A 16,364-nucleotide genomic window follows, 5' to 3' on the forward strand; every position below is an offset into this window, starting at 1 on the left:
AATAGTAAGGAAAAGATAATATTTACTACAGAAAGAGTGATTAGCTTGAAAACAAACATTAAAACAGAAAAAGAAGCAAGTATTGATTGGCTTTCAGATGTTAGTGTATTTGCAGTTAACCGAATTCCTGCACACTCCGACCATGTATATTATGAGACATTAACAGAGGCAAGTTCGAATAAACCGATGAGCATGAGACATAGCTTAAATGGTAATTGGAAGTTTAATTATGCAATTAATCCTCAAAATCGAGTAGAGGATTTTTATAAAACTGATTTTGATATTTCAGGATGGGGAGATATTACTGTTCCAGGACATATTCAACTACAAGATTATGGCCAACCACAATATGTAAATACGATGTATCCGTGGGATGGACATAACGATATCCGTCCTCCTGAAATTCCAACGGATCACAATCCCGTTGGTAGTTATGTAAAATCATTTCAAGTGCCAGCTAATATGAATAAAAAACCAGTCTATATATCATTTCAGGGTGTAGAGTCAGCTTTTTATGTGTGGTTAAATGGTGAATTCGTGGGATACAGTGAAGATTCGTTTACCCCTGCAGAATTTGATTTAACTCCCTTTATAACCGATGGAGAGAATAAGCTTGCGGTAGAGGTTTATCAGCGTAGCACCGGAAGCTGGTTAGAGGATCAGGATTTTTGGAGGTTCTCTGGTATATTCAGAGATGTGTATCTTTATACTGTTCCTAAAATCCATGTGAATGATTTGAAAGTTCATGCAGAGTTAAACGACACATATGATGTTGGTAAACTTGATGTTGACTTGAACTTCTTATCAGATATGCCAAGCGGTACAAAAGTATTGGCGAACTTAGCCGATAAAAGTGGTGAAGTAGTATTATCGACAACGATCGAGCCAAATCAATTAGTAGGCAAAATTTCTTTGAAAGTTGATAATCCAAATTTATGGAGTGCCGAAGATCCTTATTTATACAAACTATCGATTCAAATTTTTGATAAATCTGATCAATTGGTCGAAGTAATTCCTCAAAAAATTGGTTTTAGAAGGTTTGAAATGATTGATAACATTATGCATATCAATGGAAAACGAATTGTTTTTAAAGGTGTTAACCGCCATGAATTTAATTGCTATAGTGGACGCACGATAACGAAAGAAGATATGTTATGGGACGTCAAAACAATAAAAAGAAATAACATGAATGCTGTTCGAACATCTCATTATCCAAACCAGACTTATTGGTATGAACTATGTGATGAATATGGTTTGTATGTGATTGATGAAATGAACCTAGAAAGTCATGGTTCGTGGCAAAAAATGGGTGCAGTAGAGCCTTCTTGGAATGTACCGGGAAATAAAAAAGAGTGGGAAAACATTGTTATGGACCGGGCAATTTCCATGTATGAAAGAGACAAAAATCATCCCTCTATCATTATTTGGTCTTGTGGTAATGAATCGTATGCCGGGGAAGTAATTCTGAATGTCTCTAAATATTTCAAATCAGTTGATTCAAGTCGAATGGTTCACTATGAAGGAGTCTTCTACGACCGAGACTATAATGATACAAGTGATATGGAAAGCCGTATGTATGCAAAGCCTGCTGATATAGAGAACTATTTGAATGATAACCCTGAAAAGCCATATATCAGCTGTGAGTACATGCACGCGATGGGGAATTCAGTAGGTGGTATGTACAAATATACAGACCTTGAACATAAATACCCGATGTACCAAGGTGGATTTATTTGGGATTATATGGACCAATCAATAATGAAAAAAGATCGTTATGGTAATGAGTTTTTGGCTTACGGCGGAGATTTCGGCGATCGTCCAACTGATTATGAATTTTGTGGGAATGGTATTGTATTTGCTGACCGCAAAGAAAAACCGACAATGCAAGAAGTAAAGTTCTTATATCAAAACGTTAAGCTTCGCCCTGATCAAACTGGTGTAACAATTGTTAACGACAACCTGTTTACAAATGTAAATGAATTTGATTTAGAATATATTTTATATTTCGAAGGAAAAGAAATCTATCGAAGTAATCTTTCAGCTGATGTAGAGCCATTAAGCGAAAGCCGTGTTGACTTTGAATTACCTAATCATCTGTTCGTTGAGTCTGGAGAGTATTATATTCATACTTCACTCAAGTTAAAAGAGAACACTTTGTGGGAAGATGCAGGCTATGAAGTTGGGTTTGGTCAGTATGTGTTCACAGAAAAACAAACGGAAGTCGTTGATTTAATAGAAGGTAACCTTAGAGTTGTGGAAGGCGATGTGAACATTGGTGTTCATGGCAAAGATTTCACGATCATGTTCTCTAAGCAAGTAGGTAGTTTAATTTCCGTTAATTATGCAGGAAAAGAAATGATTGAATATCCACCTGCTCCATTATTTTGGAGAGCAACAACAGATAACGATCGCGGGTTTGCACAAAACTTTCATTCAGGATGCTGGTTAACAGCAAGCCTTGCTAGAAAGTGTTCAGAGATTACTTTTAACGATGACAAGAACCAAGTGAACGTTGCCTTCACGTATAAGTTTTCAATTAATGATGAAATTGAAACGAAGGTAATGTATACCGTATATGCTGACGGAAGTATTCGAGTGAATTCCGAATATAAAGGTGTTAGTGGACTACCACAAATGCCAATTTTTGCAGTCTCATTTAAAATCCCTGCAGACTACCAACACTTAGAATGGTATGCGAAGGGACCGGAAGAGAATTACTCTGATCGTTCGATGGGAGCAAAGTTAGGTATATTTAAAAATCAAGTAACCAGCAATGTAACGAATTATTTAGTACCACAAGAGTCAGGGAATCGGACTGGTGTGCGATGGGTGAATGTAACAAACGAAAAAGGTCAAGGGATAAAAATAGCATCTTCAAACAAAGAGCTTGAGTGCAATTTTTCCCCATATACCGCTTTCGAACTAGAGAACGCCAGACATCATTACGAATTACCAAATGTCCATTACACAGTTGTAACAGTAGCAGGAAAGCAAATGGGCGTTGGTGGAGATGACAGTTGGGGTGCACCAGTTCATGAAGAGCATCTGATTAAAGCAAATGAGAATAGGCAGTTTGAATTTTTTATTAGTAGAATTTAATTAGTACAATTAAAAAATTTATGGAGGGACTCTAAACAGGGTCTCTCCTAATAGTGCTTTTTTTATATGTGACAGAAAATAGCTAAACTCCGGCATAACTATATGGGTAGTGCTTTCACTCGCTCCAGAAATACACTTTTGCTTTCCGCGGGGGGCTAGTGAGCCTCCTCGTCGCTTCGCTCCTGCGGGGTCTCATTTAGGCCACTAGTCCCGCAGGAAAAGGAAAGCTACGACAGCAATACATCGCACGAAGAAAATTGGGTTGTATTTTCGAGGAGTCGAAGTGGATTTCCTCCGCTGCTAACGGGATTCCTTTGCATCGGGTGATTGGAGCTCCGGGCAGTCGACTCCAGCGGGAAAGCGCGAGCTGAAGATCCACTCAGAAGCGCATTTTGCTTCTGAGTTAGCTGAAGCCGTGCCCGCGGAAAGCGACTGCCTGGAGCGGAAATCACGAGCACTACGTTACGACGGAGTTTACTTCAATTACGCTATCTGTAAGCAATAAAAAGGAGGGATAGACATTGGTAGATGTGCTAAAGACAATCAAACAACACAGTATTATTTCGATCATTAGAACTGATTACTCGAATGAACTTGTAGAGGTTGCTGATCACCTCTATGAAGCGGGGATTCGGGTTGTTGAAGTTACGATGAATACACCAGGTGCACTTAGAGGAATTGAACAAATTAAAGAAAAATATGAAGACATGGAGATAGGTGCTGGCACGGTATTAGACGCTGAAACAGCACGACTAGCTATCTTGTCTGGAGCAAGCTTCTTACTGGCACCAACATTAAGTAAAAAAACGATTGAAATGGGAAATCGATATCATGTACCAGTGATACCAGGCGTTTTTACACCAACAGAAGTACTGACTGCTTATGAATTAGGTGCGCAGGTAGTAAAGGTTTTCCCAGTTGGTTCCTTAGGACCAAATTATATTAAAGATTTGAAAGGCCCATTATCCCATGTAGACATGATACCGGTCGGTGGAGTAAGTAAGGAAAATGCCCAGGAATTTTTAAAAGCAGGAAGTTTTGCTTTGGGTGTTGGTTCAACGATTGTAAGTAATCAGTTAGTAAAAGAAAAGAATTTTGCTGAGATTGGGAAACGAGCCAAGCAATTTGTCGACGTTGTAACCAATTTTTCTAACTAACAAAGGGAGTGAGGAAATGTATATCCTTACGATAGATTCAGGAACTACTAATTCTCGCGTCCATTTAATTGACCTAGAGAGTTCCGAACTGATCGATGTCATTAAAAAACGTGTAGGTGTTAGGAACACGGCAATTGACGGGACAACGAAAGCCTTAAGTGAAGGATTATCTGCTGCAATAGAAGAAATACTTACGAAAAATACCTGTACTACAGCGGACATTGCGTACATTGTGGCTACTGGAATGATTACTTCAAATTTAGGTATTTTAGAAGTTCCACACATACCTAGTCCTGGCAGTATTGATGATTTTGTAAATGGATCTGTGGTTGAGAAATTACCAGAGTTTTTTGACGTTCCTTGTATTTTTGTTCCAGGTTTAAAAAATAATGTTTCGGATACGGAAACTGATTCTCTTTTTGATCACATCAATTATTTTGATGTGATGAGAGGAGAAGAGGTAGAAGCCTTTGGATTAAAAAAGCAACTTGGTTTACAAGGGAAAGGACTATTCGTTTTACCGGGATCACATACCAAATATGTAATGATGGATAATGAACAAATTACCTCATGCCTTTCCACGTTAGGCGGAGAAATGGTATATGCCGTGCAGAAGGAGACGATTTTATCGAGTTCTCTTAATGATGATTTGGTGTCAGAGGCAGATAGAAATTTATTATTAGAAGGATTTAAATCTGGGAATAAATTTGGTCTCACGCGCTCCTTTTATCATATTCGGTTGCTGCAGCTATTTGAAGAAATGAATGAAAATCAGCGTGCAAATTACTTTTTGGGTTCGATATTATCTGCGGATATCCAGGCACTAAAAAATACATATGAAGAACTAGACGTTGCTTGGATTGTTGTTGGTGGATCTAACCCGTTGCGGAAGGCATTTATTCACGTGTTAGAATATATGAATTTTGCTCAAGTGATAGAAGCAAATGATGAACATGTTCAATTGAGTACAATTATTGGTGCGAAAATGCTAGGAGAAAAACGTATGGTAGATACGAATCATTAATTTGTAAAGGAGATGTTAGCAATGAAAATAATCAACTATGAACTTTATACGGTTACACCTAGATGGTTGTTCTTGAAAATTGAAACGGATGAAGGAATCGTTGGTTGGGGAGAGCCGGTCATCGAAGGAAGAGCGCATACCGTAAATGCTGCCGTCGAGGAACTAATGGATTATTTGATTGGCAAAGACCCATTGCGTATTGAAGATCACTGGAACATGATGTACCGTTCTGGTTTTTATCGCGGAGGTCCAATTCTAATGAGTGCGATTGCGGGGATTGATCAGGCACTTTGGGATATTAAGGGTAAATACTATAATGCGCCGGTTTATCAGTTAATGGGTGGTGCGGCTCGAGATTCGATCCGTGTTTATTCTTGGATTGGTGGAGATCGCCCATCAGATGTCGGTCAGGCTGCGAAGGATGTAGTAAATACAGGATTTACTGCGGTGAAAATGAACGGTACGGAAGAACTACAATACATTGATTCTTACAAAAAAATTGACGAAACAGTGGAACGGATTGCAGCAGTGCGAGAGGCAGTTGGTAATGACGTCGGAATCGGCATTGATTTTCATGGTCGTGTGCATAAGCCAATGGCAAAAATATTAGTAAAAGAACTCGAGCCTTATCGACCTATGTTTATCGAAGAACCAGTGCTGCCTGAAAATAATGAAGCATTGAGAGAAATCGCTAACCACACGCATATTCCGATTGCCACCGGTGAAAGAATGTTCTCTAGATGGGATTTTAAATCAATTTTGTCAGACGGTTATGTTGATATCATTCAACCAGATTTGTCGCATGCCGGTGGAATAACGGAAGTGAAGAAAATAGCATCAATGGCGGAAGCTTATGATGTGGCACTTGCACCACATTGTCCATTAGGACCAATAGCGCTTGCTGCTTGTTTACAAGTTGATGCAACCTCACATAACGCCTTTATTCAAGAGCAAAGCTTAGGGATTCACTATAATAAAGAAAATGACATCTTAGATTATGTCAAGGACCGGAGTGTATTTGATTACAAGGACGGTTATGTGAAGATTCCACAAGGACCTGGACTTGGAATTGAAATCAATGAAGAATACGTAAAAGAAAAGGCGAAAGAAGGCCATAACTGGAAAAATCCAATCTGGCGTCATAAAGATGGAAGTATTGCTGAATGGTAGATTAGTGCATCTGAAATAAAGAGATATAAGATAAACGTATAAGAAAGAGGGCGAGTACGATCGTAAAACATAATAAAACATATGTTACAAAAACAGACATGCTGCTTCACGGTGGCGACTACAACCCAGATCAATGGTTAGATCATCCAGACATTCTAGCAGACGATATTAAATTAATGAAGCTTGCCCATACCAATACTTTCTCTGTAGGAATTTTTGCATGGAGTACATTAGAGCCTGAGGAAGGCAGCTACCAGTTTGAGTGGCTCGATGACATTTTTGAAAACATTCACCGAATTGGTGGTAACGTTATTTTGGCTACACCAAGTGGGGCACGTCCTGCTTGGATGTCACAAAAGTACCCAGAAGTGTTGCGTGTGAATGGTAGTCGCGTGAAGCAACTGCACGGTGGCCGACATAATCATTGCTTTACTTCCAATGTTTACCGTGAAAAAACACAACAGATGAATCGCTTGCTTGCAGAAAGATATGGCAACCATCCAGCGTTGTTAATGTGGCACGTTTCTAATGAGTATGGTGGAGAATGTCATTGTGACCTTTGTCAAGAAGCATTTAGAACTTGGTTGAAAGACAAATACAATCATGATCTTAAAGCATTAAATGATGCATGGTGGGGTCCCTTCTGGAGTCATACGTTTTCCGACTGGTCACAAGTTGAATCGCCATCAGCAATCGGAGAAAATGCCGTTCATGGCTTAAACTTAGACTGGCGACGCTTTGTCACAGACCAGACAATTGATTTTTATGAGAACGAAGCAGTACCATTGCGTGAGCTCACACCGGATATTCCAATCACCACAAATTTTATGGCTGATACGTTTGATTTAATTCCTTTTCAATCATTGGACTATAGCAAGTTTGCCAAACATGTTGATGTGATCAGCTGGGATGCTTATCCTGCATGGCATAATGATTGGGAAAGTAATTCAGATTTAGCTATGAAGGTAGGCTTTATTGATGATTTGTACCGCAGTTTAAAACAGCAGCCGTTTTTATTAATGGAGTCGACACCAAGCCAAGTAAACTGGCACGAAGTAAACAAAGCAAAACGTCCAGGCATGCATTTGTTATCTTCCATGCAAATGATTGCCCACGGTTCTGATAGTGTGATGTATTTCCAATGGCGAAAATCAAGAGGCTCTTCAGAGAAATTCCATGGTGCAGTTGTAGATCATGATAACAGCTCAAACAATCGTGTGTTTAAAGAAGTTGCCCAAGTCGGGGAAACGTTAGAAAAAATATCAGCTGTTGTTGGTACGAATCGTCCAGCTGATGTAGCCATTCTATACGATTGGGAAAGTAACTGGGCGTTAAATGATGCACAAGGCTATGGATTGAAAACCAAGAACTATCCGCAAACGTTGCAACAACATTATCGCTCCTTTTGGGAAAATGATATTCCAGTCGATGTTATTACAAAAGAACACGATTTCTCAGATTATAAGCTGTTAATCGTGCCAATGCTTTATTTAATGAGTGAAGATACGATTGGGCGTTTGAAAGCATATGTAGCAGACGGCGGTAGACTAGTGATGACATATATAAGCGGTATTGTGAATGAATATGATTTAACATATCTTGGTGGGTGGCATAAAGATTTACAAGAAATGTTTGGCATGCAGCCTGTCGAGACAGATACATTTTATCCCAATGACCGCAACTATGTAACCTACCAAAATAAGCAATATGAATTGAAAGATTATGCAACCGTACTAGAACTAAACAAAGCAACTACTGAAGGTACGTATGGGGAAGATTTTTATGCAGATACGCCTGCTGTAACAAGCCATCAATTCGGTAAAGGAAAAACTTATTATATTGGCGGGCGTTTAGAAGCACAATTCCACACGGATTTTTATGGAGAGTTAATCAAGGAATTGCTACTAACGCCGGAAGTTAGCGTCAAACATAAAAAAGGTGTATCTGTGCAAACAAGACAAGACAACGACAGTAAGTATGCATTTGTAATGAACTTCACTGAAAAAGCGCAGCCAGTTGTATTTGAAACAACGGTAAAAGATATGATTACAGGAGAAGAAATCAGTGGTGAAGTAACACTTGAAAAATACGAAGTTAAAATTGTGCAAGAACAGAAATAGGCATAGTTGATCGTAACTAGAAATTTTGACATCCATTCTTAATTAAATATAACAGAATGGATGTCTTATCTATTGGAATGATTTTAGAAGACATAATGCTATTTACATGGAAAGGAGAATTGTTATGACGATTTTATTTAATGAACAATCAAAAGAGTTCCATCTTCAAGGAAGCAACACGAGTTATATATTTAAAATATTGGAGAACAATCATCTTGGTCATATCTACTATGGGAAAAAACTTACCCACCGTGACTCATTCGAGCGTATGTATCACGTTCGTCACCAACCGAATACGAATTACGAATTTGAAGGTGATAATAAATTCTCATTAGATTTGATTAAGCAGGAATACCCAGCGTTTGGTACGACAGATTTCAGAGAACCTGCTTACCAATTATTACAAGAGAATGGAAGCACTACAACCCACTTTGAATACAAGGAACACACGATTTATAAAGGTAAGAAAAAGTTAGAAAACTTACCCGCGACTTATGTGGAAGCAGAAACAGAGGCAACTACATTAGAAGTTTCTTTGTATGATCGCGTAATCGATGCAGAACTTCTGTTAACTTATACAGTATTTGAAAAATTTGATGCCATCACAAGATCAACTAAATTTGTGAATCATGGCAATCAAAACTTAAATCTTTTCAGGGTAATGAGTGCGAGTGTTGATTTTTTTGACTCAGATTTCGAGATGATTCAACTATCTGGATCTTGGGCAAGAGAAAGACACATAGAAAATAGAAAGCTAGTCCCAGGTATACAACGGATCAGTAGTGCAAGAGGAACGAGTAGTGCTCAACAAAATCCATTTATTGCATTAAAAAGACCAAGTACCAATGAACATCAAGGTGAGGTTTATGGTGTGAGTTTAGTGTATAGTGGAAACTTTTCAGCCCAAGTAGAAGTTGATCATTATGATGTAAGTCGTTTAATGATTGGGATCAACCCATTTAATTTTAACTGGCTGCTTGAAGCTGGGGAAAGCTTTCAAGCGCCAGAAGTTGTCATGGTATATTCTGATCAAGGACTGAACGGTATGAGTCAAACATTTCACGAATTATACCGCACCCGGTTAGCACGTGGCCTGTGGCGTGATAAGGAAAGACCTGTATTAATCAACAATTGGGAAGCAACTTACTTTGATTTCGATGAACAAAAGATAGTAAATATAGCTAAAGAGTCCAAACAGTTAGGTGTTGAGTTGTTTGTGCTTGACGATGGCTGGTTTGGAAAAAGAAATGACGACACGACCTCACTAGGTGATTGGTTCGTTGATGAATCTAAATTACCGAATGGAATTACAGGATTAGCCAACAAAGTTAAGGATCTTGGTTTGGAGTTCGGTTTGTGGTTTGAACCGGAAATGGTTTCTAAAGTGAGTGAGCTGTATAAAACGCACCCTGATTGGGTGATTCATCGACCAGAACGCAAGATTTCACACGGTAGAAATCAGTATGTGCTCGATTTTTCAAGACAAGATGTAGTTGATTATATTTACGGTTTGATGGCAGAAATTTTACATGAAGCACCAATCTCTTATGTAAAGTGGGATATGAATCGTTATATGAGCGAAATTGGTTCTGCAAAGCTGCCAGCGAATCGACAAAGAGAAGTTGCTCACCGCTATATTTTAGGTGTTTATCAATTGTATGAAAGACTAACTACGGAATTTCCGGAAGTTTTATTTGAATCTTGTGCAAGTGGAGGGTGTCGCTTTGATCCTGGAATGCTCTATTATGCACCGCAGGGCTGGACGAGTGACGATACTGACGCTGTAGAAAGATTGAAAATTCAATATGGCACATCAATGGTATATCCGATTAGTTCAATGGGCGCCCATGTTTCAGCTGTTCCAAATCACCAAGTAGAACGGATAACTAGTTTAGCGACTCGAGCTAATGTTGCATATTTTGGTGCTTTTGGATACGAACTTGATGTCTCGGAAATGGACGAACAAGAAAAACACCAAGTCAAACAGCAAATTCAGTTTTATAAGGAAAATCGCGGTTTGATTCAACAAGGAACATTCCACCGGTTGGAAAGTCCTTTTACACATGAGGCTAACACTACTAGTTGGATCGTTGTTTCACAAGACAAGACAGAAGCTGTGGCTGGATATTATCAACTTCTAGCGTTACCTAACGCTGGATTTCAGCGCGTTGTGTTTAAGGGGTTAGAGCCAAACTATGCATATAGCATTGATGGAATTTCAGAAACCTTTTATGGAGACGAGTTGATGCACGCAGGATTACAGCTAGATAAGTATGCAGGTGAAAGTTTAACTGGAGATTTTTCATCCGCTATTTTTAAGCTAACTAAAATCTAAGAGATAAGACAATCGTTTATTTCAAAGGAATGCAATGTCTAAAGGGTCGGTTGTTGGAAAAAGAAGTGATAGATAAGTCAATTTCATAATACCTTTAAAAGCTGAAGTGAAGGGTGATTAATCGGTATTATGAGATTGATTTGAAATTAAAAATCATGAAGAAGGTGTAGAAACATGAATGAGAAAAAGCGATTTACCTTTTCTGATTCTGATAAGCTATTGCCATTATTTATTGATAGTATCGGATATAACCCTTGTGAACAGGATTTTAAAAGACCTGAAGGATACCCTTATTTTCATTGGTTACAAACCATAAAGGGAGAGGGCAGAATAACGTTTGCAAATCAGGAGTTTGTGCTAAATCAAAATAAGGGGATGTTATTAACACCATATACGCCTCATAGTTATTCTAATCCGACACCAGATAAAAAATGGTCTACAGTATACATTACCTTTAGTGGTGCTTCTATTGACTCGATTCTTGATGCGCTAGATATAAATTATTCGGCTATCTATGAAACAACCGACTCGGTGGTATCCGAGATTATTCACTTAATGATTGATAAGTTCGATAAACAATTAGAAAAAGCCAACTTAACTCATGAAGATTCTATTGAAATGTACAAATTTCTATTAATGTTAAAAAAATATGGGAAAATAGATTACAAGATTTCAACCTTACAATCTTATGATAAAGTGCGTAGAATTGTGGAGTGGTTGGAAAAAGTATATCCTCAAAATATTGGATTAATGGAAATGTCTGAAGAGGCGAAAGTAAGCCCACAGCATCTTAATACGATATTCCACGAAACATTTGGTATGAGCCCGTACGCTTTTTTAGTTCAACTAAGAATTAGAGAAGCAAAGCTTATGCTAATAACAGATCGTGAACTGCCATTAAAAAAGGTATCGGAATTAGTTGGGTTCAACGGGGTTAGTCATTTTGTAACAACCTTTAAAAAAAGAGAGGGTGTCACACCAAACACCTATCGTAAACTAAATTGTTAAAATAGTAAAACTCATAGAATATTACTCTATGAGTTTTACTATTTTAAAGTTTATAGGAATTTATTGATATATAAATCACCAAACAAAAAAATTATAATGTATATATAGTTAATTAATTTAATTTAAGAAATAATATTTCAAAAAATGGCCTTCTACCACACTTAGAAGGTTATTAAAGGAGAAAAAATGTAAGCGCTTATAGTTGAGGATATTTAAATACTTGCAGCAGCTTTTTTGCTAGATTCTTCAATGGAATATAAGTGATTTAATTTATCTTACTTTAAGGAGGTGACATAGTTCATTCGTTGTTAAGTTTAAATAATTATAATTACCTCAAGTGTATCTTGAAAGGAGAATGTATACGCATGGTCAAAAAAGTCTTTTCGATCTTATTAATATTAATGTTGATCGTTTCAATGACGCCTATTACCTTTGCTGCTGAGTCAGAGGTTACAATTAAAGGTGGAAACTTTGAGATGGTCCCTGGGGAGTTCTCAGTTCTACAATATGAAACAAGTAATGATATTTCCATAACAGATGTAACTTGGAATGTGGATAAACATAACGTTGTAACCGTAGATGAGCATACGGGCAGAATAGATGCTATTGGTACGGGAACAGCTAATATAAAACTAACTGCTGTCGATGAAAATAGCAATACGCATAATGCTACTGCTACTGTTACTGTCTCAGGAGGACCTACACCGATTGTTGAACCAATTCCTGAGCTTCAAAATAATAACAGATTAGATTTTATGATGGGTGCCGATGTTTCTTCTTTATACCAAATTATGCAGGAGAATAAGAAATTTTATGATTTAGAAGGAAATGAATCTCACCTTTTTGATATTTTAGAAGAAAATGGTGTCAACTGGGTTCGTTTGAGAGTCTGGAATGATCCATACGATGAATTTGGAAATCCTTTAGGTGGTGGAAATACTACCATAGATACGACTATTGAGCTAGCAAAGCAAGCGAAGGAAAGAGGGATGAAGGTTTTTACTACTTTCCATTATAGTGATTTCTGGGCACATCCAGGTCAGCAAATCGTACCGAAAGCATGGAAAGGTTTAAGTAATGATGAACTTGCTATTGCAGTAGGAGAATTTACAACTGAATCTTTAAACAAAATGAAGGATGCCGGTGTATATCCTGATATGGTTGGTATCGGAAATGAAACGAATAGTGATATCCTTGAGATACCATTTAATTTAGGTAACGGAAATATAAATCCTGATGCTGTAGAAATATTTAAAGCAGGTGCTGCAGCTGTTAGAAGTACAGACCCTGACGCAGATGATCCGGATAACAAAACATTAGTGTCATTCCACCTTGCTAACGGTAACAATACTTGGTTATATGAAAACTTTGCACAAGCTATGGAAAATAATAATGTTGATTATGATGCACTTGGTGCTTCTTACTATCCGTCATGGCATGGAACATATGATGAAGTTCTAAATAATTTAAACAATATTACTGATACGTATGGAAAATATGCATTTATTGCTGAAACTGCTTATCCATGGACTATTAATGAAGACGCTGGGGATGATATTCCGCAAAACTTCAAGCACGGAGATGTTAGCACAGTAGGATTAGCGGCTTCTGTTCAAGGACAAGCTACTGCACTTCGTGAAGCAATTAATGTGGCAGCTAAAATTGACAATGAAAAAGGTCTAGGTGCCTTTTATTGGGAACCAGCCTGGTTACCAGGTCCTACGACTGGATGGGCAACTCCTTATGGAACAGGATGGGAAGTTGCAAACTTATTTGACATCAATGGTTATGCGTTACCTTCTATAAAAACATTTGAACTAGTAAGAGGAGATCAAACCGTACCGGCTAATGCGAATGATTATGCTTATGGCTGGGAAACTACCGTACAATTGGTAAAAGGTTCAACGCTTAACATGCCTAGTGAGATTATTGCTGTGAAAAACAACGGTATGATGGGAGATGCCAAACGTACGATTACAAGGCAACCAGTCGTTTGGAATACAGAAGATATTGCTAATGTTGATGTAAATACGGCTGGGGAATATATCGTATTTGGTAGTTTAAATGGTGGGGAAGATAATGCATTTGCTCATGTTATCGTAAAAGAGTCAGAAAATGCTACTGCAGAAGCGCCAACATTCAGCTTGGCAAGTGGTTCAGAAGTAGATGCAATTGAACACGGCTATTCTGCATCAGTTAGACACCTTGTTGATGGTGGGGGTACCATTGAGTTAGCAACAGACACACCGAATGCACAAATTGCATTTACTTTAGATAGTGCACAGCCTAGGCAAGGTCTTGACCAATGGGGATGGCCAAATGGTCAAGTTGAAGGAGCTACTCGAGAATTAGCTGGTGCTCCTTACATTAAAGCATCCGATTCTATTCGTGTTTATTCTGGTCCAATTCAAATAACACACAATGTAGAAATCAATGCAACAACAAGGCGTCTAGGTTACAATTATCAATCAGGCAGTTGGGGTTCTGACGAAACAATACTCGGCTATAGCCCCGTAGTGAGTGCTAGTTATAAAGCTGTTTATGATTACAGTGACGACCTATTAAAAAATGGTGGATTTGAATCTGGTGATCTTACGGATTGGACGTTGATTTCAGATGCGTCAACAGCTGAAGTCATTACACCACAAGATTTCGTAACACATGCCTATGCCGGTGATCACGCTTTCGAGTTTTCATTAGATGCTGGTCAAAGCTTAACACTGGAACAAGAGGTAGATGTACCAAATGGTGTATATAACCTATCGCTATTTGCAAGAGGAGATAATCAAACGAGTGATGAGACGGTTATGGGTCTAACTGCTGAATCAAGAGGTCAAGAGTATACAGGTGATGTGAAAACATTTAATGTGCCTGGTGGTGAAATGATTTGGAGACAATACGCTGTAAAGCATATTGAAGTTCGTGATGGAAAACTAGCTATTGGCTTCGATGCGGAAACTAGTGATTCGTACACTGGCTATATCGACCATATTGTTTTGGAAGCAACTAGTGGAGAAATTGCTTTGGCAGATACGGAAGCGTTGGAAGCGGCTATTTCCGCTGCTGAATCATTAGATGCTGACATGTATAAGGAAGCTGGGTATAGTACTCTTCAAACAGCTGTACAGAATGCTACTAGCTTATTACAAGATTCTGGTGCTTTACAAAGTGAGATCGATGCAGCGGTAGATGCGATTCATACTGCGATAGAGGCTTTAGAATTGAATCTTTCAAAATTAGAGGCTCTAATCGACACTGCATCCGCTATATCTAATAGCGAAGGCAACTATACAAAAGCATCTTATCAGGCTCTACAAGATGCGATCAGTGTAGCCGAAACTGCACTAGGTACGATTGATTCTGAACAAGAATTAAAAACAGCACTTACAGATTTACAAACTGCAATTGATAAATTAGAAACAATTGACCCGTTGAATCGGATTAAAGAGATGATTCAAGATAGCGCATTGAACATTGAGTTAGGAACTGCTAATCAAACAAGCTTTACTAAAGAGGAAATGAGATATTTAGTAGATAACAATATTACGATTCATTTAACAAAAGATAGTGTTCAATTAACTATTCTGTCAGCTAACTTTACCGGAAGTGATTCTGTAACAATCAAAGTAGTAAACAGCAGTGTGGATACTCCAGAAGGTAAAGCGTTAAGAGGTGATATGTTTGATTTCACCATAACAGAAGGGTCAGTTGACCTAACTGATTTTGACGATTATCCTATTCTGTTGAAATTCATGATTGATTCAACGACTGTGTCTGACGAAGAAAATCTAGGTATCTATTATTATGATGGATCAAACGGATGGGCTGAACAGCATGGTGGAGTCTATGCAGATGGTGCATTTACTTATCCCGCAGATCATTTCAGCACGTATGCTGTAATGGAAACTGTTGAAGATAGCGATGATACTGGGAATGAAGACGGTGGTGAATCATTACCTGATACAAATATCGGATCATTTACTTGGATGCTTTGGGGTCTAATGTTCTTGCTAATAGGAGCTGCAACATATTTTGTGAAAATACGAAAAATGAAAGTGACGAAGGATTAATGAAAAAAATCAAACGAAGCTTTCCAAGTAATCTATAAATTCGGCGGTGTTGGAATGACTAAGTAAGAACATGTTACTTCATTTGTTGATTATTGTTGGATGGTTTGAATGTATAAAGAAGGTTCACTTTCTAGTCAAAGAAAGTGAACCTTCTTTTTCGAGTGGAGACATGTGTTACAGGAAGGCAGTTCTAGATGCAGCGATTTAATCGGTATAAAGGGTTGAGCTTTTTACAGTTCCAACTTCAATAGATTTATTTGCTCACCATAAGGAAGGTTTCATCTTGGAACATAGACTGTGTAAGTGATACCAAATTTCCTGAGAAAGAAGTTTTTTTGGAAGTAATCTAAATACTAATCTCAAACGTTAGCTAATTGAATC

The 16,364-nt window shown here is 38.1% G+C and carries 8 protein-coding genes; all 8 read left to right on the top strand.

The features are described from left to right. The first annotated feature begins 45 nt into the window (after positions 1–45). The 8 genes from lacZ to ACI6MV_RS16080 all read left to right on the top strand — a co-directional run bounded on the left by lacZ (position 46) and on the right by ACI6MV_RS16080 (position 15,983). Positions 46–3,099, top strand: coding sequence for a beta-galactosidase, LacZ type (gene lacZ / locus ACI6MV_RS16045; protein WP_407271332.1), 3,054 nt, complete (start codon positions 46–48; stop codon positions 3,097–3,099). A 530-nt stretch (positions 3,100–3,629) separates the two neighbouring features. Then, entirely contained in the window at positions 3,630–4,256 is a 627-nt protein-coding gene (locus ACI6MV_RS16050) for a bifunctional 4-hydroxy-2-oxoglutarate aldolase/2-dehydro-3-deoxy-phosphogluconate aldolase (protein WP_407271341.1), read from the top strand. 16 nt (positions 4,257–4,272) lie between these two features. Further along, a complete protein-coding gene (locus tag ACI6MV_RS16055) occupies positions 4,273–5,280 on the top strand; it encodes a 2-dehydro-3-deoxygalactonokinase (protein WP_407271333.1) in 1,008 nt (335 codons plus the stop codon). 21 nt (positions 5,281–5,301) lie between these two features. Continuing rightward, positions 5,302–6,450 (top strand): galactonate dehydratase, encoded by a 1,149-nt coding sequence (gene dgoD, locus ACI6MV_RS16060; RefSeq protein ID WP_407271334.1) that lies wholly within the window; start codon positions 5,302–5,304, stop codon positions 6,448–6,450. A gap of 98 nt (positions 6,451–6,548) precedes the next feature. Further along, positions 6,549–8,570 carry a beta-galactosidase GanA gene (locus ACI6MV_RS16065; RefSeq protein ID WP_407271335.1) on the top strand — a complete coding sequence of 674 codons (2,022 nt, stop codon included), beginning with the start codon at positions 6,549–6,551 and terminating at the stop codon, positions 8,568–8,570. Positions 8,571–8,694: 124 nt separating this feature from the next. Next, the gene (locus ACI6MV_RS16070) at positions 8,695–10,905 is read left to right on the top strand and encodes an alpha-galactosidase (RefSeq protein WP_407271336.1); all 2,211 of its coding nucleotides are present in this window, start codon (positions 8,695–8,697) and stop codon (positions 10,903–10,905) included. 174 nt (positions 10,906–11,079) lie between these two features. Then, positions 11,080–11,913: an AraC family transcriptional regulator gene (locus ACI6MV_RS16075; protein WP_407271337.1), complete on the top strand. Its 834-nt coding sequence runs from the start codon at positions 11,080–11,082 to the stop codon at positions 11,911–11,913. Between the two features lie 365 nt (positions 11,914–12,278). After that, entirely contained in the window at positions 12,279–15,983 is a 3,705-nt protein-coding gene (locus tag ACI6MV_RS16080) for a glycosyl hydrolase 53 family protein (RefSeq protein ID WP_407271338.1), read from the top strand. The last annotated feature ends 381 nt before the right edge of the window (positions 15,984–16,364 follow it).

The organism is Radiobacillus sp. PE A8.2, from assembly GCF_045635475.1.
Taxonomy (GTDB): domain Bacteria; phylum Bacillota; class Bacilli; order Bacillales; family Amphibacillaceae; genus JBJGXI01.

What these genes read in the sequence shown, in the direction of transcription:
- ACI6MV_RS16055 (WP_407271333.1), top strand. Translation starts at nt 4,273, where the DNA reads ATGTATATCCTTACGATAGATTCAGGAACTACTAATTCTCGCGTCCAT.
- dgoD (WP_407271334.1), top strand. Translation starts at nt 5,302, where the DNA reads ATGAAAATAATCAACTATGAACTTTATACGGTTACACCTAGATGGTTG.
- ACI6MV_RS16065 (WP_407271335.1), top strand. Translation starts at nt 6,549, where the DNA reads ATGCTGCTTCACGGTGGCGACTACAACCCAGATCAATGGTTAGATCAT.
- ACI6MV_RS16070 (WP_407271336.1), top strand. Translation starts at nt 8,695, where the DNA reads ATGACGATTTTATTTAATGAACAATCAAAAGAGTTCCATCTTCAAGGA.
- ACI6MV_RS16075 (WP_407271337.1), top strand. Translation starts at nt 11,080, where the DNA reads ATGAATGAGAAAAAGCGATTTACCTTTTCTGATTCTGATAAGCTATTG.
- ACI6MV_RS16080 (WP_407271338.1), top strand. Translation starts at nt 12,279, where the DNA reads ATGGTCAAAAAAGTCTTTTCGATCTTATTAATATTAATGTTGATCGTT.